The sequence below is a fragment of the Chryseobacterium sp. YIM B08800 genome (genome assembly GCF_026163565.1).
GTDB lineage: Bacteria > Bacteroidota > Bacteroidia > Flavobacteriales > Weeksellaceae > Chryseobacterium.
The window spans coordinates 64,463-87,893 of record NZ_JAPDKN010000040.1; the positions used below are offsets into that span (position 1 = coordinate 64,463).

General features: G+C 32.6%; 18 protein-coding genes. 4 read left to right on the forward strand and 14 right to left on the reverse strand.

Annotated elements, in window-relative coordinates; all coding sequences use genetic code 11:
• Positions 1-146 precede the first annotated feature (146 nt).
• From OEW74_RS15030 to OEW74_RS15055, 6 genes are all read right to left on the reverse strand, one after another.
• A complete protein-coding gene (locus tag OEW74_RS15030) occupies positions 147-758 on the reverse strand; it encodes a TerD family protein (protein WP_265429249.1) in 612 nt (203 codons plus the stop codon).
• A 198-nt stretch (positions 759-956) separates the two neighbouring features.
• The gene (locus OEW74_RS15035; RefSeq protein ID WP_265429250.1) at positions 957-1,880 is read right to left on the reverse strand and encodes a hypothetical protein; all 924 of its coding nucleotides are present in this window, start codon (positions 1,878-1,880) and stop codon (positions 957-959) included.
• 39 nt (positions 1,881-1,919) lie between these two features.
• Positions 1,920-3,089, reverse strand: a complete 1,170-nt coding sequence (locus tag OEW74_RS15040; protein ID WP_265429251.1) for a toxic anion resistance protein — start codon at positions 3,087-3,089, stop codon at positions 1,920-1,922.
• An 8-nt stretch (positions 3,090-3,097) separates the two neighbouring features.
• Positions 3,098-3,652: a TerD family protein gene (locus OEW74_RS15045; RefSeq protein ID WP_265429252.1), complete on the reverse strand. Its 555-nt coding sequence runs from the start codon at positions 3,650-3,652 to the stop codon at positions 3,098-3,100.
• On the reverse strand, positions 3,642-4,466 hold the full coding sequence (locus OEW74_RS15050; protein WP_265429253.1) for a phosphoribosyltransferase family protein: 825 nt from the start codon (positions 4,464-4,466) through the stop codon (positions 3,642-3,644). The genes OEW74_RS15045 and OEW74_RS15050 overlap by 11 nt, the downstream gene beginning before the upstream one ends.
• A 2-nt stretch (positions 4,467-4,468) precedes the next feature.
• The gene (locus OEW74_RS15055; protein WP_265429254.1) at positions 4,469-5,143 is read right to left on the reverse strand and encodes an HAD family hydrolase; all 675 of its coding nucleotides are present in this window, start codon (positions 5,141-5,143) and stop codon (positions 4,469-4,471) included.
• Positions 5,144-5,845: 702 nt separating this feature from the next.
• Between OEW74_RS15055 and fusA the strand changes: the two genes are divergently transcribed.
• Positions 5,846-7,912, forward strand: coding sequence for an elongation factor G (gene fusA / locus OEW74_RS15060; RefSeq protein WP_265429255.1), 2,067 nt, complete (start codon positions 5,846-5,848; stop codon positions 7,910-7,912).
• Positions 7,913-8,205: 293 nt separating this feature from the next.
• Here fusA and OEW74_RS15065 read toward each other — a convergent pair whose 3' ends face one another.
• The gene (locus OEW74_RS15065) at positions 8,206-9,741 is read right to left on the reverse strand and encodes a SulP family inorganic anion transporter (RefSeq protein ID WP_265429256.1); all 1,536 of its coding nucleotides are present in this window, start codon (positions 9,739-9,741) and stop codon (positions 8,206-8,208) included.
• A gap of 699 nt (positions 9,742-10,440) precedes the next feature.
• Between OEW74_RS15065 and OEW74_RS15070 the strand changes: the two genes are divergently transcribed.
• A complete protein-coding gene (locus OEW74_RS15070; protein WP_265429257.1) occupies positions 10,441-10,860 on the forward strand; it encodes a transposase in 420 nt (139 codons plus the stop codon).
• Positions 10,861-10,883: 23 nt separating this feature from the next.
• A complete protein-coding gene (locus OEW74_RS15075; RefSeq protein ID WP_265429258.1) occupies positions 10,884-11,219 on the forward strand; it encodes a helix-turn-helix domain-containing protein in 336 nt (111 codons plus the stop codon).
• A 40-nt stretch (positions 11,220-11,259) separates the two neighbouring features.
• On the opposite strand, the gene OEW74_RS15080 is transcribed toward OEW74_RS15075, so the two are convergent.
• The 3 genes from OEW74_RS15080 to OEW74_RS15090 all read right to left on the reverse strand — a co-directional run bounded on the left by OEW74_RS15080 (position 11,260) and on the right by OEW74_RS15090 (position 19,104).
• Positions 11,260-16,071: a DNA repair ATPase gene (locus OEW74_RS15080; RefSeq protein WP_265429259.1), complete on the reverse strand. Its 4,812-nt coding sequence runs from the start codon at positions 16,069-16,071 to the stop codon at positions 11,260-11,262.
• Between the two features lie 328 nt (positions 16,072-16,399).
• Complete coding sequence (locus OEW74_RS15085) at positions 16,400-18,409, reverse strand: flotillin family protein (RefSeq protein WP_265429260.1); 2,010 nt, start codon at positions 18,407-18,409, stop codon at positions 16,400-16,402.
• A gap of 47 nt (positions 18,410-18,456) precedes the next feature.
• Complete coding sequence (locus OEW74_RS15090) at positions 18,457-19,104, reverse strand: hypothetical protein (RefSeq protein WP_265429261.1); 648 nt, start codon at positions 19,102-19,104, stop codon at positions 18,457-18,459.
• 200 nt (positions 19,105-19,304) lie between these two features.
• Here OEW74_RS15090 and OEW74_RS15095 point away from each other — a divergent pair, with 200 nt between their 5' ends.
• Positions 19,305-19,916: a helix-turn-helix domain-containing protein gene (locus tag OEW74_RS15095; protein ID WP_265429262.1), complete on the forward strand. Its 612-nt coding sequence runs from the start codon at positions 19,305-19,307 to the stop codon at positions 19,914-19,916.
• A 12-nt stretch (positions 19,917-19,928) separates the two neighbouring features.
• On the opposite strand, the gene OEW74_RS15100 is transcribed toward OEW74_RS15095, so the two are convergent.
• The 4 genes from OEW74_RS15100 to OEW74_RS15115 all read right to left on the reverse strand — a co-directional run bounded on the left by OEW74_RS15100 (position 19,929) and on the right by OEW74_RS15115 (position 23,373).
• A complete protein-coding gene (locus tag OEW74_RS15100) occupies positions 19,929-20,120 on the reverse strand; it encodes a hypothetical protein (RefSeq protein WP_265429263.1) in 192 nt (63 codons plus the stop codon).
• Positions 20,121-20,532: 412 nt separating this feature from the next.
• Positions 20,533-21,366, reverse strand: a complete 834-nt coding sequence (locus tag OEW74_RS15105; protein ID WP_265429264.1) for a hypothetical protein — start codon at positions 21,364-21,366, stop codon at positions 20,533-20,535.
• Between the two features lie 833 nt (positions 21,367-22,199).
• Positions 22,200-22,733 carry a DUF6584 family protein gene (locus OEW74_RS15110; RefSeq protein ID WP_265429265.1) on the reverse strand — a complete coding sequence of 178 codons (534 nt, stop codon included), beginning with the start codon at positions 22,731-22,733 and terminating at the stop codon, positions 22,200-22,202.
• A 187-nt stretch (positions 22,734-22,920) separates the two neighbouring features.
• A complete protein-coding gene (locus tag OEW74_RS15115) occupies positions 22,921-23,373 on the reverse strand; it encodes a hypothetical protein (protein WP_265429266.1) in 453 nt (150 codons plus the stop codon).
• Between the last annotated feature and the right edge of the window lie 58 nt (positions 23,374-23,431).

A 23,431-nucleotide genomic window follows, 5' to 3' on the forward strand; every position in this document is an offset into this window, starting at 1 on the left:
AGCCGTAAATATACAGGTATTGCTAATTTAAATCTAATTTTCATTTCAATAAAATAATGACTTCTATTAATAGGTTTTAGCTAAAGCCAAAAGAAGATTTCATTATTTAAAACAGGCTAAAGCTGCTCCTATTGAATAAAATTATTTTACAAATATTTTTGCTGAACGGTCTGCACCGTTTGTTCCAGTTTTTTGTCTGAAGTAGGATCTCCGATTGCGTTGAATTTCCATTCGCCGTTTCTCTTATAAAAAACTCCCATCACCATAGATACATGTCCGCTGAAAGATTTATCATTAGCAATATCATATTTGGCAAAAACCTCTCTTACATTCGTTGGAGTTCCTTCATAGATTCTGATCGATGCAAAAGGAATTGTTCCGAAATCCTGACCTCTGTAGCTGTGCAAAACCATTGCTACATGCTCCACGGCAGGATCTAAATTAGAAAAATCTACAGTAATTACTTCGTTATCTAACCCGTCATCGCCATTCACATCACCCGTCAAATCATCACCACTGTGACGTACAGAACCGTTTTTAGATTTAAGGTTTCCAAAATAAATTACCTCAGTTGCATTTTTGTTTGAATCATACAAAATACAGCTTCCATCCAAGTCTACTGCTTCTTTTGAAGTTCCACCGAAGAAACTTTTCTTCTCGATAGCTCCCCAGTTGATTCCTACGCAAGCTTGGGAAAGTGTAGTCCCATTTTCTTTGGTAAGGTTTATCCTCTGACCTTTTTGTAAGTTAATAGCCATTATTTCTTTTTGTTTAGTTATTTTTTGAATCTCTGCTTCATTGCTCAATTTAATTTAAACGCAAAGCCCGCAAAGATTTTTTGTTAAATCTGTTCTGCATATTTTCGTTCGCAAAGGCGTTTCACTTAGCTAAGAAAATTTACATACTTAAAAATATAGAGTAGAAAATAAACTTTTTACTTTTTACTTTTTACTTTTTTAATTATTTAAATTTAAATTAAGCATTGCCCGAAGAATATTGGTTTCTTCGTTCACATCAAATATTTTACTCATAATATCAATACTTTCCAGGTTTCTAAGATAATCTTTCAAAACTGCAGTTACATCTGCCGAAAGCTCTTTCTTCCTGAATTCCATTGTCTCGTTGAGGTCTTCGTTTTTCCTTTTCAGCTGATTGATAATCGAGATCTGATTAGATTCATTTTCATTCGTATTTAATGATTCTAAATCTTCATCGTCAATCAGATACATTTTTTTTTCTTCTACATTAAAGATAAAATGCTCATCAGACTGAAAGATCTTAAATAACTCATATTCATCTCTCTCAACACGATATCCACAGACAAAACGCACTTTAAAATTCTGAATATTGAGTTTCCCCAACAATTTTCTTTCAATACAGTAATCCTGATATTGGTAAAACGGAGCAGATTGAGGTTTGAGTTTGTCTTCATCAAAATCTGTTCTGTAAAATTCTGCAGCATATTTTTTATGAAAATACAGCACATCATTCCAGTTTAGCAGCGCCCTGTCTTCGGTAAGATCTTTATACAGATTTCTCAGATGTTCAGAAAAAATCCCGCTGTAAATCTTCCTGTCGGTTTCAAAACTGTCTGTCTTTTTTTCTTCAAAAGAAGCAATGTATCGGTTGTTGATATTAATTTCGTTAATAACAGCCAGCAAATCGTTTTCCTTTTTCTTCTTTATTTTGGTCAACAATTCGATCAGGCTGTCGGTATATTGCAGGTGAAAAAGTTCTAATTTATTGAAATCTAACGTCTGATTTTCGTTGAATAAATTATGGATGATATCAGTTTTAATATAAATCGCAATGATATCCACATTTTCAAAGAAATTAGCCAGAAGTTTAAGCCTTGTTAATCTTCTTTTGCTTTGAGACATTATGATTGCAATCTCCTCATTCACCTTTTTACCGTCTTATTAACCTCTGATGTTTGCTTTTAATTCGTGTTCCAGACTTTGAAGATCCTGATCTAGCTTTCTTCTGCTTTCTGTACCTTGTTTCTGAATTTGTTTCACTTCATTCAAAGTATTGATCAACATTGCAGTTGTTTCTTTCAACGTTTCAGCCGAAACAATGGTCTGCTCGTTTGCTCTGGCTACATTTCTTGAATTCTGACCCAAACGTTCTGCATTTTTCTTCAAAATATCTTCAGTTGTTTGAGAAACTCTCTGCTGAATCTCAATATTCTGCTGTTGTCTGTGCATCGCAACTGCCAAAGAAAGTTGATTTTTCCAAACCGGTAAAGTTGTAGTAAGGATCGTCTGTGCTTTTTCAGCAATCGAAACATTGTTATTCTGTACCAATCTGATTTGAGGAAGAGACTGCATCATAATTAAACGAACCACTTTCAAATCTGCCAATCTTCTGTCTAATCTGTTGATAAAATCTCTCTTATCAGCGATTTGATAGTCAGCAAAATTCTGAACGTTCGCTTCCATGTGTGCTAATTCAACAGATGCTTTTTCCATTCTTAAATTTCCGGCAATCACCAAATCTTCAATCGCTTTAATTGAATTGACGTTACTATCAAAAATCGTTTGTAAAACCGCATTATCTTTCGTTGAAGTAATGATTCCTGCGTTTACTTTATGCGAGATTTGATCGATATTGCTTGTAATTTTATCGTATTTAGCGAAAAGATTGTCAACCTGCGTCAACATTTTTTTCATAAAAGGAATTTTACTTAAAAAACCTTTTACACCGCCATTATTGATTTCGTCTACGTCTACGTAATTTAATTCAATCAATAAATTATTGATCAACTCTCCTACTTCACCAGAATTTGATCTTCTTACATTTCCTAAGAAACTGTCACTCTGATTGGCAAGAGTTTTCTGTAATTCTGAACCGAAATTAACGATAGATCCCGGATTTGTTTCGTCGATAGAATTGGCAACCATTTCGTATTTTGCACGATCTGCATCCTGAATTTGGTTCAAGTTGACATTTCCGTCACGATCCATCAAAACTGCAGGAGCTGCAGGATCTTGTTGCAAAGACTGGCTCATCGAAGGTGTCGGATCGAAACTTTTTAAAGGCTCAATTGATCCCAACGGATCGTTTGGGTTATTCTGTTGATTATCCATACTGTTGATTATTGATACATTGATACAAATTTCTCAAGCCCTTCTCTTTGACCGCTTCCTACCGCTTCAAACTTCCACTCTCCGTTTCTGTTGTAGATCCTTCCGAATTCTACAGCGGTTTCGATAGAGAAATCTTCATCCAATTCATATTTCAAAATCTCTTCATTGGTATCTGTATTAAAAATTCTGATGAAAGAATTTCTTACCTGTCCGAAATTTTGTCTTCTTGTATCAGCTTCGTGAATGGTTACAACCACTGAAATTTCTTTTACGGCAGCATCAATTTTAGTTAAATCAATTTTAATCTGCTCATCATCGCCATCTCCGTCTCCCGTTAAATTATCGCCTGTGTGAATCACAGCTTTATCCGGAGATTCAAGATTATTGTAAAAAATAAAATGGTTGTCTGAAACCAATCTTTTGTTATCACCCAATAAAAAAAGTGATGCATCAAGATCGAAAGCTCCGCCTGTTGAAGTATTATTGATGTCCCAACCTAATCCAACAGTAAATTTTGGTGCGTTTATATTTTCTCTTTGTCCTTTCTGTAAGTTAATTGCCATAATAGATTTCTGTTTGTGTTAAAGTGTTTATATTATTTTCGTATTCTTTTATTAAATGATAATTGTTGCTTATTGCAAGCTCTATTAAATCATCGGTATGCTGTTTTTTTACATTTGAGGTAAGATACTCAAAATTTTCGGAATTTAAACCTAAAATATATTTTACAATTCGAGTATTAAACTGAAAACTTTCTTTAGACATCACCTCTACAACGTCCTCAACATCTTTTACTGTATAGTAATTAAAGAAGTTTTCAATCTTAGGATCGATGTCAAAATTGGTCAATTCGGCGTAATACATGAACAGAAAATCTGCGTTTACTGCGTATTGATCGAGAATTTTATTCACCGTGTATTCATGACTTCCTGTGATCTTAATATCATCGATAAAAATGCATAGTTTTTCTCTTAAAAAATCTTTATCTAAATAGTAAGTATCATTAGCAATCAGGTTTTTACGGTCTTCAAAACTAAGATTTCCGTAATCTGTAGTGTAGGTATGATTTCTATTAATTTTAGACAACACGCTCGACTTTTTTCCTTTTTGAAAAAGATAAAAATCAAGATGTTTTTTAAAGTAAAAACACAAAAAATTTGATGCGGTAGGAATCGCCATATAAGGACTCGGCAAAACCACTATCTCTTTATCGGTATTTAAAATTTCCTGATGTTGATTGATAAACCCATCAAAAAGCTCTTTCGCAAACTTTTCTGCAAAAAATTTATCGCCATATTTGAAATAGCTGTATTCTGCAGGCGAAAAAGTAAACTCCTCTGCAGAATCTATTTTATGTAAACTGTAACGCTTGTTCATAATTATATTTGGTGTTTGAGTAGGTGTGCACTGAATCCGAAATCTTTTGCGCCTTTATAATCAGCAATCGGATTATCGCCAATATGCAAAATCAGCTCCATTTGAAGTTCCTGATTTCTGATCTTATTTTTTACTTCCTGAAAAACCAAAGGATTGGGTTTAGAACATTTAATTTCGTCAGAATAAATATGAAAGTCGATATATTGATCGAGATTTTCGTTCATCAAAAACTTTCGCATGGTTTTACCTTTGATGAAACCTGTATTACTCAGAATATTAATGGTTTTTCCCTGATTTTTAATTTCATCAAAAAAATTGTGCAATTCATCAAAAATCACCACCGGTTTATATTCTAAAAACAAATCTTCACTTTTCTGGTAAAACTCATTAAGATCTGTTTGATTTAATTGCTTTATATCAACATTTAATGAATTTAAAATCAATAAATAAATCTCAAAAGTATCTACATTTCCACCAATTACTTCATTGATATTATTGCAGAGATCGTCATAATATTTCACCGCTTTTGCAACTTCATCAATGGGCTTTTCCACATTAAAAAAAGTGGAAAAAAGCTCAACTCTTTTTGCTTTAAATTCAGGGTGAGATTTTATTAAAGTGAGCCACAGATCAAACGAAAAATGATCATGTCTGTGAATGTCGATATCTGTTTTCAAAATAGTATAAGTTAATTGTTTTTAGCTTTAATTGAAAAAGATTTTTTTAAATATTTTATATTTTCTAATCATCACTCAGTGTTTTATTTTTCAATTCCTTTCAAAGATAAAATTTTTCATTCAATCTTGATTTTTTTTAAGATTTTTTAAGATTTTAATTAAAGACGAAAACAAGAGCTATTTTACTTTCAAAAAAATTATTACGAAAATTTTTGTCATTTAAATATTTTTTATAATTTCGCAACCGATTAACAATCAACAATGTCAACAAAAATGATAAATATTATAACTTTAAGCAATCCTATCAGAGCTGTGTACTTTGGTAGCACTAAATATTTATCTGAATAACGATCGACCTTTACAAAACAACATATTAAAGGCCTATCTGTTCAGATAGGTCTTTTTTGCTACCCTACTTTTCAGCTTTTACATTCGAAAAACTTCTGTTGTTTGGTGATTAAAGTTGGATTTTTTTCTTTAAACGCAAAGTTTCTTATAATTTAGACTGTATATTTTCAGTGAGCAAAAGATAGCGACAAAGTCGCTGATGAAGTACGCTTCTTAAAATCAATTTTATTGATTTCGTCTTTACCCTCTTGAATTTGGTTTAAGTTTTAATAAATCTTTGCGTTAAAAAATTCAAAAAAACATCACTCAACAATATTTCAGAAGTTTAAAAATCAACAATTTAAATTAAACAAAATGAAATACAACACACGAAATATAGGGATAATAGCACACGTCGATGCCGGAAAAACCACGCTCACAGAAAGATTGCTTTATTACACGGGAATGATCCATAAAATCGGAAACGTAGACGATGGAAACACCACGATGGATAAAGACATTCAGGAGAAAAACAGAGGAATAACGATTTCATCTGCAGCGATTTCCACACAATGGAAAAAAGATCAGAATATTTTCAACATCAATATTATTGATACTCCGGGTCACATTGATTTTGCAGTGGAAGTTGAACGTTCTTTACGAGTTTTAGACAGCGTTGTCGCGGTTTTTTGTGCTTCTTCGGGAGTGCAGCCACAAACGGAAAACGTTTGGTTCCAAGCTGAAAAACATGGAATTTCCAAGATTTGTTTTATCAATAAAATGGATAGAATCGGAGCAGATTTCTTTGCTGTTTTAAATGAAATTAAAACCAAACTCAATGCAGTTCCTTTGGCTTTGCAAATTCCGATCGGTTTTGAAGACAACTTTGAAGGAGTCATTGATTTGATTAAACAAAAAGCATTGTATTGGATCGATGAAAACGGTGAAACGATTATCGAAAAGGAAATTCCTAAAAATTATAAAGCTGAAGCGAACGAATGGAGAATGAAATTAATGGAAACTTTAGCCGAATTCGACGAAAAGTTTTTTGAATATTTCCTTGATGCTGAAACTCAAATTTCTGAGGAAATGATTTTTGAAGCGATACAAAGAAATTGTCAGTCAAGAAGTTTAGTTCCTGTCTTGTGTGGTTCTGCTTTTAAAAATAAAGGCGTTCAACCTTTACTTGATGCGATCGTCAATTATCTTCCTGCTCCAAATCAATTGCCTTCTATTAAAGGAAAAGATGCCAAAACGGAAGAAACAATCGAGCTTGAAAGAAATGAAGAAGAAACTTTTTCAGGATTGGTTTTCAAGGTTGTGATTGATAAACACATGGGAAAATTGGCGATGCTCAGAATTTATTCAGGAAAGATAAAATCCGGTGACACGGTTCAAAATGTGAGAACTGGCGAAAACTTCAGAATTTCGAGGATTTTGCAGATGCAGTCGGACAAAACGTTAACGATTGAAGAAGGAAAAGCAGGTGACATTGTAGCTTTAACGGGAATAAAAGATGCGAAAACAGGCGATTCTTTATCTTCCATTGAACGAGCTGTTATGCTTGAATCCATCACGATTCCGGCTCCGGTTATCCGAGTTTCAATTGAACCGAAAACGAATGCTGATGAAAAATCTTTCGGACTGGTTTTAGCGAAAATTCAGGAAGAAGATCCTTCGTTGGTTGTTGAAAGAGACAAACAAACGGGAGAAACTTTGTTGAGCGGTTTGGGAGAATTGCATCTTGAGGTGACTTTAGAAAAAATCCGAATAAATCACGGAATTGAAATTAATCAGGGAAAACCTAAGGTTTCGTACAAGGAAATTTTAACGGAAACCAGAAGACACAGAGAAAAACTTTCTAAACAAAACGGTGGAAGCGGACAATTCGCTGACATTACTTTTGAAATCGGACCTTGTGAAGACAACCAAATCGGTTTGGAATTTATTAATCAAATTAAAGGAGGTGTAATTCCTAGTGAATTTATTCCGTCTGTCGAGAAAGGTTTCAGAGAAGCAATGGAAAACGGAGCTTTAAGCGCAAATCCTTTGGAAAGTATGAAAGTGACGCTTTTGGATGGATCGACGCACTCGGAAGATTCCAAGGCTTATGATTTTGAAATGGCTGCGAGAGATGGTTTTAGAGCGATTGCAAAAAGTTGTAAGCCGAAATTATTAGAACCGATCATGCAGGTTGAAATTCAAAGTATTGAAGAATATACCGGAGTTGTAACCGCAGATATCAACAAACGAAGAGGAATTATTACTTCAATTGATGAAAAATCAGGAAGAAAAATCTTCGTAGCGGAAGTTCCTTTGGCTTCTACTTTCGGATATATTTCTGATCTGAGAACGTTGACAAGCGGTAGAGCTTCGATCAGCATGAAATTGTCGCACTATGCTTTGGTGCCTGATTTCATTGCGAATACATTAATAACTTAAAAAACGAGGGCTGTAAATTTTATTTTGCAGTCCTTGTTTGGGGTTATAGAATCAATAGTAGTTTATAACTTTTTTCTCTCGCTGATTTTGCAGATTATGCAGATTTTTATTTTTATTAGCCACGGATACACGAATTTTACAAATACTTATCGTGAACTGCAATTATCTCTGCTTAACTTCCAGCAAAATTTATTTTCCCACAGATTTCTCAGATTTACACAGATGTTTGCGTGATATTTTAAACTTCCATCACCCAGCTTCCAACTTCCAGCCTATTAAACTCCAAAACACTTCTACTTCTCCGGCATTACTTTATACGTTGGATCGTCCTGAATATTTACCTCAATTACAGCTTCTGCATTTTTCAACATTTTTCGGCAATCTTCACTGAGATGTTTTAAATGTAATTTTTTATTTTTTTGAGCGTATTTTTTTGATAATTTATCTAAAGCATCGATAGCACTCATGTCAACAATTCGGCTTTCTTTGAAATCGATGACAACTTGTTCGGGATCGTTTTCAGGATCAAACTTATCTGTAAAAGCTGTGACAGAACCAAAAAACAGTGGTCCAAAAATTTCGTAATGTTTAATTCCGTTTTCATCAATATGTTTTCTTGCACGAATTCTTTTGGCATTATCCCAAGCAAAAACTAATGCAGAAATAACAACTCCTACCAAAACAGCCAATGCTAAATTGTGCAAAACAATCGTAATTAAAGCCACTGTAATTCCAACAAAAATATCAGACTTTGGCATTTTGTTGACAATACGGATTGAAACCCATTGAAAAGTACTGATTGCAACCATCATCATTACTCCTACCAAAGCCGCCATCGGGATTTTTTCAATAAATGGAGCTCCTACAAGAATGATAATTAAAATTGTGATTGAAGCTATAATTCCTGAAAGTCTGGCTCTTGAACCTGCATTTAAGTTGACTAAAGTCTGTGCAACCATTGCACAACCGCCCATTCCGCCAAAGAAGCCGTTGGTAATATTTGCTAAACCTTGAGCAACAGATTCTTTATTGGCACTTCCTTTTGAGTTGGTAATTTCATCGACCATTGATAATGTCAGAAGAGATTCGATCAATCCAACACCCGCCATAATCAAAGCGTAAGGAAAAATAATCTGTAAAGTTTCTAATGAAAAAGGAAGTTCAGGAATATGAAAAATCGGCAAATTACCGCTTATTTCAGCAATATCTGCCACCGTTTTTGTATTAATTCCAAAGCCTAAAACAAGTCCAAATACAACTAATATAGCAACCAAAGAAGCCGGAACTACTTTAGTAATTTTTGGAAAGAAATAAACAATGGCAATCGTTAATGCCGTTAAACCCGACATTATATACAATGAAGAACCTTGTAGCCAACTCACCATTCCATTTGCATCAACAATTTTAAATTGCTCTACTTGCGCTATAAAAATAATGACAGCCAAACCATTGAGAAACCCATACATTACAGGTTGAGGAATTAACCTTACAAATTTTCCGAGTTTGAAAACTCCGACCAGTAGTTGAAAAATCCCTGCAAGAACTACCGTTGCGAAAAGATATTCGACACCGTGAGATTTTATTAATGCTATTAAAACGACGATTGTTGCGCCAGCTCCACCAGAAACCATTCCGGGGCGACCACCCAAAACTGCTGTGACTAAACCCATCGTGAAAGCAGCGTATAATCCGGTTAACGGAGAAAGCCCTGCTAAAATTGCAAATGAAAGTGATTCAGGAATCATAGTCATTGCAACAGTGAAACCAGCCAAAACCTCATTTTTAAAATTTATTTTTTTTGAGAAGTCAAATAAGGTAAGAGACTGCATTAAAATATATTATAAAATTATTAAAAATTATATAAATTTATTATCAAAATAAAATTTAGTTTATAAATAAACCAAATTAATTAAAATCGTATTGAAAGCAAATTTATTTTTTATTTCAGTAAAAATAAGACTTATTAAATAAATAGTAGAAAATAATCATCAGCTATTGAATTGTATAACATTGAAAATGTACAAGAAAGAAACAATATGAATTTTAAATTTCCTTTATTTATCCCTCTTTTAACAATCTATATTCAACATAAATTAAATATTATTAACATATACCTAAATAAAAAATTATGATTTGTTCGTATTTTTTTTTAATTTTGGGAAATAAACAAGGTAAGTATTAACCATTATCAAACATTATTATGTTAAATACCCTATAATAACATAAAATGAAAAGTTTTGATATGCATACATCCTAAATAATTTCTTTAAATCACCATTAAAGGTATTATTATAAACTTTAGTATAATAAATAAAATCTTGTTTAGAAACCAAACACAAAACACAGATAGCTGAAAATCAATTTTTTATGAACAATCAGAGATTGAATATTATAAAGAAATGAGACAATAGCTTTTAAAGCAAATTAAAATCATGTAAAATTGTCATGCAATTTACTTACAAGATTCTCATAATCATTTCTTTATTACACAAAATATGATTAATTTAAAAAAAATCGATTATTAGTAAATGTTATACAAAAACATACATATAGGCAAGTATATCAAGGAAATGGTAGACCACAAAAACATTTCCATAGAAAGAATCTGCAATTTTCTAGCAAAGGATGAAGAGTTTGTAGAGAGGGTATATGAAAGTAAATCTATAGAAACCGACATTCTTTTGAGATGGAGTAAGTTGCTAGAATATGATTTCTTCAGATTATACAGCTCGCATCTCATATTATACGCTCCACCTTCAGCTGTAAATAAAACCAACGCTCCAAAATCAGAAAAAACACCACAATTCAGAAAAAATATATACACTCAGGAAATAAAAAATTTCATTCTGGAAAGAATTGAATCCGGGGAAATGACTCAGGCAGAAGTAATTAAAGAATACTCTATTCCAAAGAGCACTTTACACCGCTGGATTCAAAAGAAAAGATAAAATAACCAAACCACACTATATTTATGAGACCAAATTACAACAGGATCTACCAAGATCTTTTACAAAAACAGCACCCGGAAAAGCTGGAATGCCCGAAAATAAGAGAACAATTAAGCAGATTAGATTCTACAGAAGAGATCCTGAAGCTGAACGAAAAACTTTTTAAACAGTGCAAAGAAACTTCAAAAACCAATCAGCAGCTTAAAACTTATGACAAAAAAACCATGATGAAGCTTTTGAATTATCAGAAAAAGCACGATTTCTCTACAAGCTTTATGTCGAAAAAATACAACATCAGCCGAACTACTTTTTCGAAATGGAAAAAATTACTGGAAGAAGAACTTCAAAGCTACTCTTAGGAATAAAAAAAACACTACTCAACGTAGTGTTTTTTTGCTTTTAGTTTTTATTCAAAACATCTTTTATTCCATCAAGACCTTCACTGAACTGGGCTAATAATGCAATTACCTGCGTCATTCGGTCATTATCACCTAAACCCTTTATCGTTTTATTTTTCACAAAAGTTTTTTTGATTTCTTCCCAACGCAAAGCTTCATCTCCCGAAAGAATATTCATTAATTCTTTCAGTTTAAGCATATTCGATTCCGCCCCGGTCGTTAATGTCTGAGATTCATTTTGGTAATGATTCAAAACAATCTGCGTAACTTCTTCTTCTTTTAAAATAGGCTGAATTTGCGTAATCAGCTTATTCATATTTCGGTAAGAACCCTGCAGCTTAAAAGCAGGCTCGCTTCTGTATTCATCAGACATTGCTGCGGAAGTAATGTATTGTTTATTAACCTTTAAAACAATATTTCTCACCTTTAAAGTATTTTCAAGTACTTTTCTGAAATCTGAAATTTCATTTGAACTAAAATTTCCCACCAAATCTACATTCGGCGAATTAGATTGAATACTATCGTACAGATTGTAAAGATTTTCCATTCCAAACTGAGTCAATCGGGTAAGATAATCGTTTGACATTAGAGAATTTTCGATCAAACTCAAATCAAATAATTCGGTTTTACTACCGGAAATTTCACCTAAATTATACGTATCAGAACGGTTTGCCAACATATCAGGAATTCTGAACTTTTCACCACTTTCTGTATATGGATTTCCAGCCATTACCAAACAGAAACGTTTTGATCTTAAATCATAGGTTTTGCTTTCACCATTATAAATTCCTTCAATTTTTCTTTGTCCATCGGCTAAAGAAATGAATTTCTGTAAAAATTCAGGATTACAGTGCTGAATATCGTCTAAATATAACATCACGTTATCCCCCATCTCTAAAGCTAAATTAAGCTTTTCAAGTTCTTGTTTTGCTCCGGCATTTTTTGCTTCGTTCGGATCTGTAGAAACAATATCGTGACCGATTGACGGACCGTTGATTTTCATAAAAACCAATCCCATTCGATCTGCCATATATTCCATTAACGTAGTTTTTCCGTAACCTGGAGGTGAAACCAGAAGCAACATTCCCATTCTGTCGGTACGCTTATCGTTTCCGACAGTTCCTAATTGTTTTGCTAAATTGGCTCCAATTAACGGAAAATAAACATCATTGATCAATCTGTTTCTTACAAATGAACTTAAAACCTGAGATTTAAAAGTATCGATTTTCAGGGCTTTCTTTTTATCATTCACCCACTTTGCTTTCAATTCCTGAAGTTGTTTGTATTTCGGAACAACCACCTCATTGAAATTGGATAATCGGGAAGTAAATTCATAATAATTCAGAGCATAATTAAGATCTTTTTCTAAAGATTTCAAACCTTCAAGAACTGTTTCGTAAGCAATGTGAAGAATATTTTTGGCATCAAAATTCTGGGTCACAAAAAATACAGCAGCTTCTTTTTTAATATCATCTTCAAAATTTGAATCTGAATTAAATAGAAACGCATTCAAAGCACTTTCGGCAATAGAAAAACCAGCTGCAGGATATTGCTTCAAAGCATTTAATTGGTCGATGAATTCCAGATCTTTTCCTTTTTCCTTTAAATCTTTTAAAAATGATTCATGTAGTAAGCCTGCTTTTTCAGAAACTAAAAACGCTGATTTGTTTTCTTTTTTCAAATAAATTGCAGCATTCAAAGAATTTACATCAATAAAAAGATGATTATTTTCGGCAAATGATTGTACTTCTTTAGATAATTCTTCATTTAAATATTGAAAACCCTTATCTGTTATAAATGATTTTGAAATTAAATTTGCTGCTTCAAACTGTTTTTGGTAATACTCTTTTCTTTCCCGATTCAGAAAATACCAGAATAATTGCGCTAAAGCTCTTTCTTTTGGCGTAAACTGCATCAAACCTAATTCATTGTGCATCTGTTGCAATTTTGAAACAATCGTCAACGCATCTTCATCATGAATTCCTTTCACCAAACCTTCACCAAAATGCTCAGTCATAAACTGCTGAATGGCAATTCGGTTTTGTTCTTCCGTATTGATATTTTTATTGTTTGAAAAAACATTCCATGCTAAATATTCGAAACGTTTTACACTTTGATTTTCTGAAATATATTCCTGATTCCAGACTTCTTTATAATCTGAAATCGTTTCAAAATTCAAAGGTTCATAAAATGCAGTTCCTGTCAAATGATAATAATACTGCGCATTTCTCAACACCAAAGTAAGATCTAATTTCTGACGGTTTACTGCAAATTTATAGTCACCTAAAGCAATTACATTATCTCCGTCTGCATAAATTTCCTTTTTATCTTTAAGTTTTCTGACTGCCTCCTGCTGAGAAGTTTTCAGCAAAGTCTGAATTTCTTCCGCTTTGGCAGAATCTTCAAATTCCATCAATTGGCGGGAAATATCTCTGACTTTTTCAACCATTAAATCAGTTGCAAAATAGCCGTTGATTTCGTTTTCAGAATCAAAAGATTCTGATTTTGTCTGAACCGATTTTAAAATTCGCTGTGCAGAATCGTATAAGCTTTGAGTACGCTTGTTTCGGAATTCTGTTAACTGAACTCTTTTATTTTGAAAATGTCCGTAAACTTCTTCTCTTTTTTCACCAATCTTTTGGATAAATTCATCAAAATCAACAAATTTTGTTTCCATTTCTTCCAACTGAATGGAAAGTTTGGTTAAATATTCATCACATTTTTCGGGAGTTTGAGATAATTCAAGAAAATTAATTACCGACTGATCAAACAATGTCATTTGTGCCTGAAAATCTGCAGACAATTCTTTACCGGAAATTTCTCTTTTTCTTTTTGAAAGCTCTAATCGCTCCTGATTTAACCTTGCAAAAATCACCGAAATATTTTCAATAATCTGAGTAGACTGTGATGTATCTTCAATTTTTAAATTATTGACAATATCCACCAAAAGTTCAAGTTGCCCTGATAAATTATTGATTTCTTCCTCAATGATTTTGGCGTCGATTGCCTTCTGTAAATTGATGATGTTTTCAGAAATCTGTTGCGCTCTGTTTTGATAAGGCAATAAAGAATCTTCCTGAAGCAGAAAATTCACACAGGCATTTGAAAGTTCTTCTGAACGCTCTGAAAGTGATTTTTCTAAAGAATCAAGAATCGCAACATCCACATATTTCAGATCTCTTGCTCCGGTAATTTCACCACGTAAAGCTCTGATTTGCGAAAGCATGTCAATATATTCCGTCAGTTGAGAATAGTTGATTCTTTTGGTATCGTCTAAAATTTTCTCAACCGCCGCTTTGATTTTTTCAACTGCTTCAGAAGTATTTTTTTTCTGCTCGACAACTTTTTCGTATTCATTAATCGCAGAATGAGCAATATTTCTGATCTCCTTTAAAGGCTGATCGAGATTTTCAACCTCATCATCACCAAGAAAATAATACGCATCTAAAATCGTTGTGGAAAGTTTGACAATATCATCGTACAATCCGCTGTAAGAATCTTTTTTATTTAAAAGTGTAATCAACTCCTGACTTTCCGCCATGACTCTTACAATATCTTTGTTCCCGATTTTGTAAAGAAGCGTGTCTGATTTTTCGGTATTCGGTAATAATTCTTTTGAATATGGAGTCTGCCAAATCTGAGCTAAATGATGTTTCGTGGTTTCGAGAGTTTCTCTCAGATAAATTAATCTCCCATCATTTAAAATTGAAAAACCGCTGCAACGAATCGGCGTCTCGATGGTTTGCGTAATGATATTGTACGAGATCAGCTGATAATTATTGGTTTTATCATCATAAAAAACATACATAAAATTTTCACCATTCGGTTCCGTAATCGTTTTCAGATAGTGAAGTCTATTCTGATCCTGAGAAATCACCTTCAGACCTCCCGTCTGCAAAGCATAACCGTTTGAAAAAAGCACGCCCTGATTTTCCGGAAGTAAAACCGCCGAATATTTTAAGGTATCAACTCTTGAAACTATTTTTTCTTTATGATTATAAATAAAATAACGCTCAGATTCCTGATAAGGTTTAATTTTAAACAAAACCAGATTATCAAGATCACAAAAATGAATTTCGGCATCATCAAGGTTCTGATCTTTGTGAATGACATCTTCAGAATAAATTCCTTTTCCGGTATCGGTATTGTCTTCAATTTTTATCGTAATATCACCGCCAATAGACTCCACAAAAACTTTATCAGCCAAAGAAACGTGTGGAAATTTTCCGCTTCGCTGCATATCTCTCGTTGCTTTCGTCCACGCAAAACCATGTTGTGGCGGATAAGTTACTTCCGAAGCACTTCGAGAATCAATATAAATTAATTTATCCTCTTTGATCAACCATTTAAAAGCCTTGATATCGGAAGTACTTTCCGACAACTGGAAAACCATATACAGATAGTTTTCAGTAAAATGAAAGCGTGCAAAGAAAGTATTTCTGTAATATTTATAGAGGTTTTTGAACTCGTCAATAAAAATTTCATCTCCAATTAAAGAAGAATCTTGCGGTTCAAAACGATCATTATTTATTTTATAAATTGAAAAAACATCGGTGATGTTGATTTCCGTCTGTAAACCCAAATGCGCATTAGAACCGAAGATCAAAATATCTTTTAGTGAAAAAATATCTTTGGCAACACAATTGTGCTCCGTAGAGATCCTTTCGTTAGCAATGAGTGAAAAGTCTACACCACCGAAAATTTCTTTACGGTTTTCATTTAGCTTCTGAAGCCTTTGAATGAGATCATTTTTCTGCTCATTCAAACGGTTCTGGATTATTTCGTATGTCCCTGAATTTAATGTTTCTGACATATTTTAGATATTAGATGTTAGATGCTAGATTTTAGACTACCATCATACTTTTAAAAACATTTATTTTTTTAATCATTAAGATTTATTAAGCAATTAAGAGTCATTAAGTTTAGCTTCGCTTTAAATTTCACGCTTATAAAAAATCTATTGATTTTTTGAACTTAATACCTTATACCTTAATGATTAAATTTTTAAAATTCATATTAAAAAAACTCTCAAAGTATCATTGAAAATTACACAATGAGAGTTTTTAATTAATTTTATTGATAGGATTTTATCCTATCCTTTGTTAAATCGTCCCTTCTGGACTTTCAGAAAATTTTATAGTTTATCTGATAGGTTTCTGATCGATGCCAAGATTTCTTGCCATATCCATCGCTCTGTCGAGAAGACCTCTCTCTTGTTGATTGGCTACGCCGTTGAGTTTGAAAATAAGACTTGCAATGCTCATGTTTTTAATATCTTCTGAAGAAACATTGTATTTTTCAACCATTCCCATTACTTTTTCGATGATATTTTCGCCATCACCTAAAAGATTTTCTTTTACCAATGTTGCATTTTCACTGTGACTGATGAATTTGTCTAAACCTTTGCCTGCAGAAACCTGACGAACGACATTATCAAAGAAAGTATTATCTCCACCAACGATGTCAATTTTTGCAGATTTGAATGCTTCCGCAAGAACTCCAGCCTGAGCTTGTGCAATATCTTTCTGAATTGAGATTTGAGCCAATTCTACTTCTTTTTCTTTCGCTAAAGTCAATCTAAACTCTTCATGATCTTTTCCTGCATCGTTTAATTTTTTCATAGCTTCTGCTTTCTCGGTAATTCCGGCAGCTTCAGCAAACGCTTTTTCTTTGATTACTTCAGCCTGTGCAACACCTTCTTTTCTCTCAGCTTCAGCTTTTTTCTCGATAACGATTGCTTCAACAATTCCCTGTCTTTCGGCAGCATCAGCTTTTGCATGAAGAACCTGAGCTTCAGACAAACCAACCGTTGCTTCTTCTTTGGCTTTTGCATCGGCGATGATTTTACGAGCTTCTGCTTCTTTTTCGGCAGCATCTCTTTTCGCCTGAGCTTCGATCACATATTTCTGAGCATCTTTTTCTGCAGATAATTTTCTGGATTCTGCAGCTCTCGTCTCCTGGATTAATTTCTTTTCAGCTTCCTGAGTTGCCAAAGTGATTTCAACCTGTTTTGTTCTGTCGGCAGTTTTGAAAGCTTCCAGATCTTTAATTCCTTGCTGCTCTTCTACAACCGTTTTTTCCATGGTTAAACGCTCACGAATCGCATCCTGAATATTTTTCTTTTCTAATTCAATTGCTTTTTCTTTTTCGATTTGAGCAAGAGATACAATTCTTTCTCTTTCTGTCGCTTCGAGCATTTTATCTTTTTGCACTCTTTCAGTTTCTACCAAGTCAGCACGCTCTTTATTTTTAGCAGCAATCACAACCTGTCTTTGCTTATTTTCTTCTGCAATCTGAAGCTTTTCTTCTGTTGCAATGCGAACTGTTTCGTATTTCAAACGCTCTTCTTCATCTACTTTAAGAATTTCGGCATTTTCACGAGCCTTGATATTCGCAACTTCTCTTTTCTGAGATTCTTCTTTTTCAGCCAATTGTTTTTCTAATTCTAGAATCGCTTCACGGGCTTCAACGTTTTGTTTAGTGATCGTTTTTTCCTCATCTCTGCGGACCTGATTAGCTTTGATATTCTGATTAGCAGTCAGCTCAGTAATTTTCTTGATACCTTCAGAATCTAAAATATTATCTTTATCTAAATTCTCAATTTTAGTCTGCTCCAAGTAATCAATCGCACAGTCATCCAAAACATATCCATTCAAATCTGTTCCGATAATATGAAGAATTTCCTGACGGAATTCACTTCTTGCTTCATACAATTCGATAAATTCAAACTTTTTACCTACTGTTTTTAAAGCTTCAGAAAATTTAGCTTCAAATAATTCTCTCAATGTATTGATATCTGAAGCTCTTTGGCAGCCAATCGTCTGACCAACATTTACAATATCATCCATCGATTTATTAACCCTGATAAAGAAAGCCACCTGAATATCGGCTCTCATATTATCTTTACAAATCAAACCTGCTCTTCCTTCTCTGGCAATTTCAAGTTTTTTTACCGAAATATCCATCGATTCCATTCGGTGAATGACCGGAATTACGATTCCTGCATTGAAGAAAACTTTTGTTCCTCCATAACCGGTTCTTAAAATAACGATTCCCTGAACGGTTTTTTTATACATTGATAAAATCCAGAAAATCAATCCGAGCGATGCTATTACAACGACAACAATTCCAACAATCAAAGGTGTATTCATATTTTTATAGTTTATTTATTTTATTACTTGTGTTTATTTTTTTTTGTTTAAAAGCGAATTTCTTCAGCTACATAATAGATTCTTTTCTCTTGATCTTCATCTACAACATATACTGTTGTTCCGTGATTAATAGTCTCGCCATCTTTACTTCTTACCATTAAAATCATGGGATCTTTTCCAACAAAAACTTCGAGCATTCCGGTTTTAGTGTCATGAATGGTTGATTTCATTCTTCCTTGTCGACCAAGAAAATCATAAGAAACCTCTCCTTTATGATTGATTTCTCTGAAAAAAGGATTTAATGGCTTTAAAATTAATTTAGTCAACAACATGCTTATGAAAAACATCGGAATCACAATCAATGCAGAAACCCAAAGCCCAAAAGAAAAAAACACTTCAATGTAGAATGAACCCAACCATGTTAACAAAAGTGACATCGTGAGAAAATAAGTGATTGGCACAATATCCAGATTCAGAAATTTTAAAAACTGAAGCCAACCCGAAGCATCATCCGGAACATGACCATGACCATCGGGGCTGTTTACATCAGTATCAAAATCAGCATCAATCCCTATATCAATATCCAAACCTGTGATGATGGTGAAAAGCCAATAAATCACAGACAAAATAAGCAGCACGCTTAAAACCGTATTAACTGGCGAAAAAGCTATCGTTAAAAATTCTTGGTAGGTCATATGCGTTTTTTTTCAAATTAATCAATTCACAATAAATATCCTATTAAATAAAATAATTAAAGCTTTACAATCTAAAAACCTCACTTATTTATTTAATTATGACTGATTGTACACAAATATAATAAAATTTAATCAAATTGCAAATATTATTAGCAAATTAATTAGAATTAATATTACATTTGCAAAAAAGATTAGAACACATGAGTTTTTTTGGAGCTAATATTAAAACAATAAGACAGGCAAAAGGTTTAAGCCAACAAGCATTCGCAGATCTATTTGATTTAACAAGAGGAGTTATCGGCGCCTATGAAGAAGGGCGTTCCGAACCTAAAATATCTACATTACTTACTGTAGTACATTATTTCAACCTTGATTTAGATAAATTCTTGACGATTCCTTTAACAGTTGATGATTTGAATAAGCCTGAAAATTTTGAAAAATATCAACTATCTTTTAATTCTGATCTGCCTTATCAGGAAAACAACTTTGAGAATAACATCAAATATAACTCACTGCAAAAAGCATTAGCAAATATTGATTTAATCTATGAATTCACAGAAAAAACATTGTTTTTATCAAATTATAAAGTCGGTGATTTTTTATTTCTTCTAAAATCTAATCTTTCAAAAGAAAATCCAGAAACGTTGCTGTTTTTAGAAAATGGAAATCTGAAGTACCTTTCTTCAATTGCTGAAAAAGATTACTTCCAAAAAGAAGTCTATAAAATTTCCGGCTATCTTTCTTCTGACCAAAAAAATATCCTTTCTGATATTCTAGAAAGGATTGAAATTTTGGAGAAAAAAGGAAAATAATACTCAAACATTCTATTTCTTAACGTTATTTCTGACATTTCTGATTAAAAAGAAGATGCAAAATAAAAAAGTAATTAAATAAAGAATGCTTAAACCCAATTTTTCAAAAGTCATTGTTTTGAAATCAAATTGTTTCCACAAAGCACTTCCTACAATAGCCGCAATGATGGCAAAGAAAAATGTTCCTCCTTTTTTAGTTTCCATAGTTATTATAATTTAAGTTTTTTATCTCACAAACTTATGATTAAAAAAACACAAAGCACCATTTCTTTCCATAAAAAATCCTCTCCGAATTTCGGAAAGGATAAGATATTTAATAAAAGGTAAAAATTGAGAAAAGAAAGCGGGGCAATGTCTTGCCGGAGTCGAACCGGATAATCTTGCAGGAATTATCTGCTTCATTATTCCTCCCCTACAAATGGTGACGAAGTATCTTTTCTCTACGACACTTTTATTTTTCAAACAAGGCAACAGTCAAAAAGTGTGTCGTGCTCTAACCAACTGAGCTACTCTCCCAATAGAAATTGTGTTTTATTGGTGGAAGAGACGGGACTCGAACCCGCGTCCCCGTCGTGATAATCGAAGTAACACTATTCTACAGTACTTGTTTTTGTTTTTAAATTTCTTCTTCAGCTATATATGTTTTTACAATTGGGTGAACTTTTGCATTTTCAGGATGATAAGTCATGTCAAAGCTTGACCATCCAGAGGACCAATATAGCATCATTTCTTTAAGATAAGGAACGTCTTTTGTTTCATCATATTTAAAATTCTGATCAAAAATCTCTTGCATTTCTGGCAATAATTTAGGATAAAACATTTGATCTTCTTCATCAAAAACCTCAATGTAAATATCAAGATGATTTCTAATCTCATTTAATAAACCCGTTCTAAAATCCCATCCTATTGTCACAATATCAGAACCTCTAACTGAAAGAATTGGTTGCCACTCAAGGTTTTCATCACTTACAACAAATACACTACCCGTCAACGGCAATAAACTTGGTACATTAGAAAACCATTTGTCAAAAATCTTTTTTCTTTTTTCAGCAGATTTTGGCTTTATTCCCCATGATTTTAGCCAAACTTTATTTACAGAATCAATATCATCAAACATCCATTGATAAGGTTCTTTCAAAACCTTCGTAATCTCTTTTTCATCTTCCAACCAATTGTAGAAAAAAGTACACTGTTCGGTAATTATTTCACCCTCATCTTCGTATTCTACAATTTCTTTTTTATCAATAGCATGGAGGATTTTCAAGAATTCACGGTGTTCTGATGTAAATCTGACGGAGTATTTCAATTCAATAAAATCAATTTGTTTTTCACTGAGAGGCTGCCATTTTGCTCCATAAAATCCTTTCTGGCAAGTATTTTCACTCCAAAATCTTTCTGTTCGTTCTTTTAGCCAATATAAAAAATCTGTAAAATTTACTGGTATTTCCATGTAATTTATTTTTTAATTAAAAAAGAGGCGAAAGGTGAGAAAACCACAAAATAATAAGTCATGAAGACCTATTTTCTGGAGTCGAACCAATATCATAAGATTAACCGAAGTAAGTTTTCTCTAACGGCACTCTTTATTTTTATCAAGATAAATTTCGTACAGACACTTTACGCTTATGTCCTACCATTAGACTACTGTTTTTACAGACAGGATTCGAACCTGTATCTTAAGCCTGGAACGAAGTATTTCTATACTACGACACTTGATATTTTATTTTTAAATTTAAAAGAGGTAACCTATTGAAAGACTTCCCAATCTTTTTCAAGATCGTTTGGATTCGAACCAAAATTAAACCACGAAGTAGGTCTTTTCTACGACACTCTTATTATTAAATCAAGGTAATAATTGCAGAATTTTTCAGTGCTTTTGCTCTACCGACTGAGGTACTCTTCCATTTTTAAGGAAAAGGCAGGATTCGAACCTGCGACCCAAAGATTAAATATCGAAGTATGATTCTAAAACGACACTTGATTTGTTTATATTTTTTTTTAAACCGAGCAATTGATAAAAAGAGTTTTTAGTTCAATGTAAAGTAGAAGGAACTCTTTTTTACGGCATCGGTTGTTTTAAAGTAAGGTAAAAAATCAAACAGAGACTTACTGACAGAGCGCTACCAATTACGCCATCCCGATTTAACGAGAACAGGATTCGAACCTGTATTGCTGTCCCTAAACGAAGAAATTCTGTTTTACGACACTTACTTTTTTTGTTATTTGTTATTTGTTATTTGTTATTGCAAAATTATTATGTTTGTGCGCATTCTATCTGCGCAGTTAGAAAATTATTTCAAATAAAATTTTAATTATCTCACAAAGCTTTACAAATCCTAAAACCGGAAGTAAAATAATTCCTCCAATAAAAAGGTAAAACCCCATTTTACTTAAAAAACTGTCTTTAGATTCTGTATAATTTCTTTTTTCTCTTCCTTTTCTTTTAAAATCAGGAACGTGTTTTGTTTTTATAAAACTATCCGATTCTAATTCGTTCAAAATATCTCTTGCATACTGAGAAAGTTGATTTTTATTTCCACGGAAAACAATATCTTTTAAAATAGCATTTCCGGAATTACTCAGAGATTTTCTATAAATTTCGACAGCTTCTTTCATTTCAAAATCCTGAATTTCAGACAAAACCCAAAATTTTCCTGCTTCATCTTTAAATCCTGAATCATAATAAATTTGTCCAAGTTTTTCTCTTAAAGAAATATCATCCGGAAACTCATTGATTAAACTTCTTATTCTGTCGCAGGCTTTTTTCTTTCTTCCTGCTTTCAGGTCTTCTTCAATTCTGTAGAAAATATTTCCCATAATTTTTTAATTAAAAACCAAGTAACAAATTATAAGAGTTTTTAAATATTGTTCAAATTGGAAGTTTGACGATGGAACTCTTAAGATAACGACATTGGTTAGTTTAAACCGAGCGATATAGCGAAAAGACTCATTTTTCAATTGGAAGTCGAAGGATTTCTTTTCTTACGGCATAGGTTTGTTTTTATTAATCTTCATATTTAAAATAAATAAGATATTTATTTTTAACTCCTTCTATAAAAAAATATTCATAATTAATTCCTAATTCATAATACGTTTCAGCAGAATAATCAAATTCCACTTTTTTAATATTTTTAATACATACCACATCATTTAGTTCACTGAAAAACATATTAATAGCATAACTTTCTCTTGTGTCATTGATTCTTAAATTAAGTATTTCACCATTTTTAAAGAACCAATTATTTAAAGACTTTTGAAACTCTTCAAAGTTAATATCTTCAATAGTAAATAAGCATTCTTCTGGAAGTTGAAATTTATTTCTATAAAAAATAGATTCATCTTCTTCTAATTCCATTTCAAGAATTTCATATTCATAAGATAAATTACTATTTGGAGTATTTAAATCTGCATATGTATATAAAACTCCTTTTATAAAATCTAAAGTTATATTTTTCATTTTGTAGTTTTTATTTCCTAGCCCCGATGTTCTATGTTAATATGCAAATTCTTTAGGT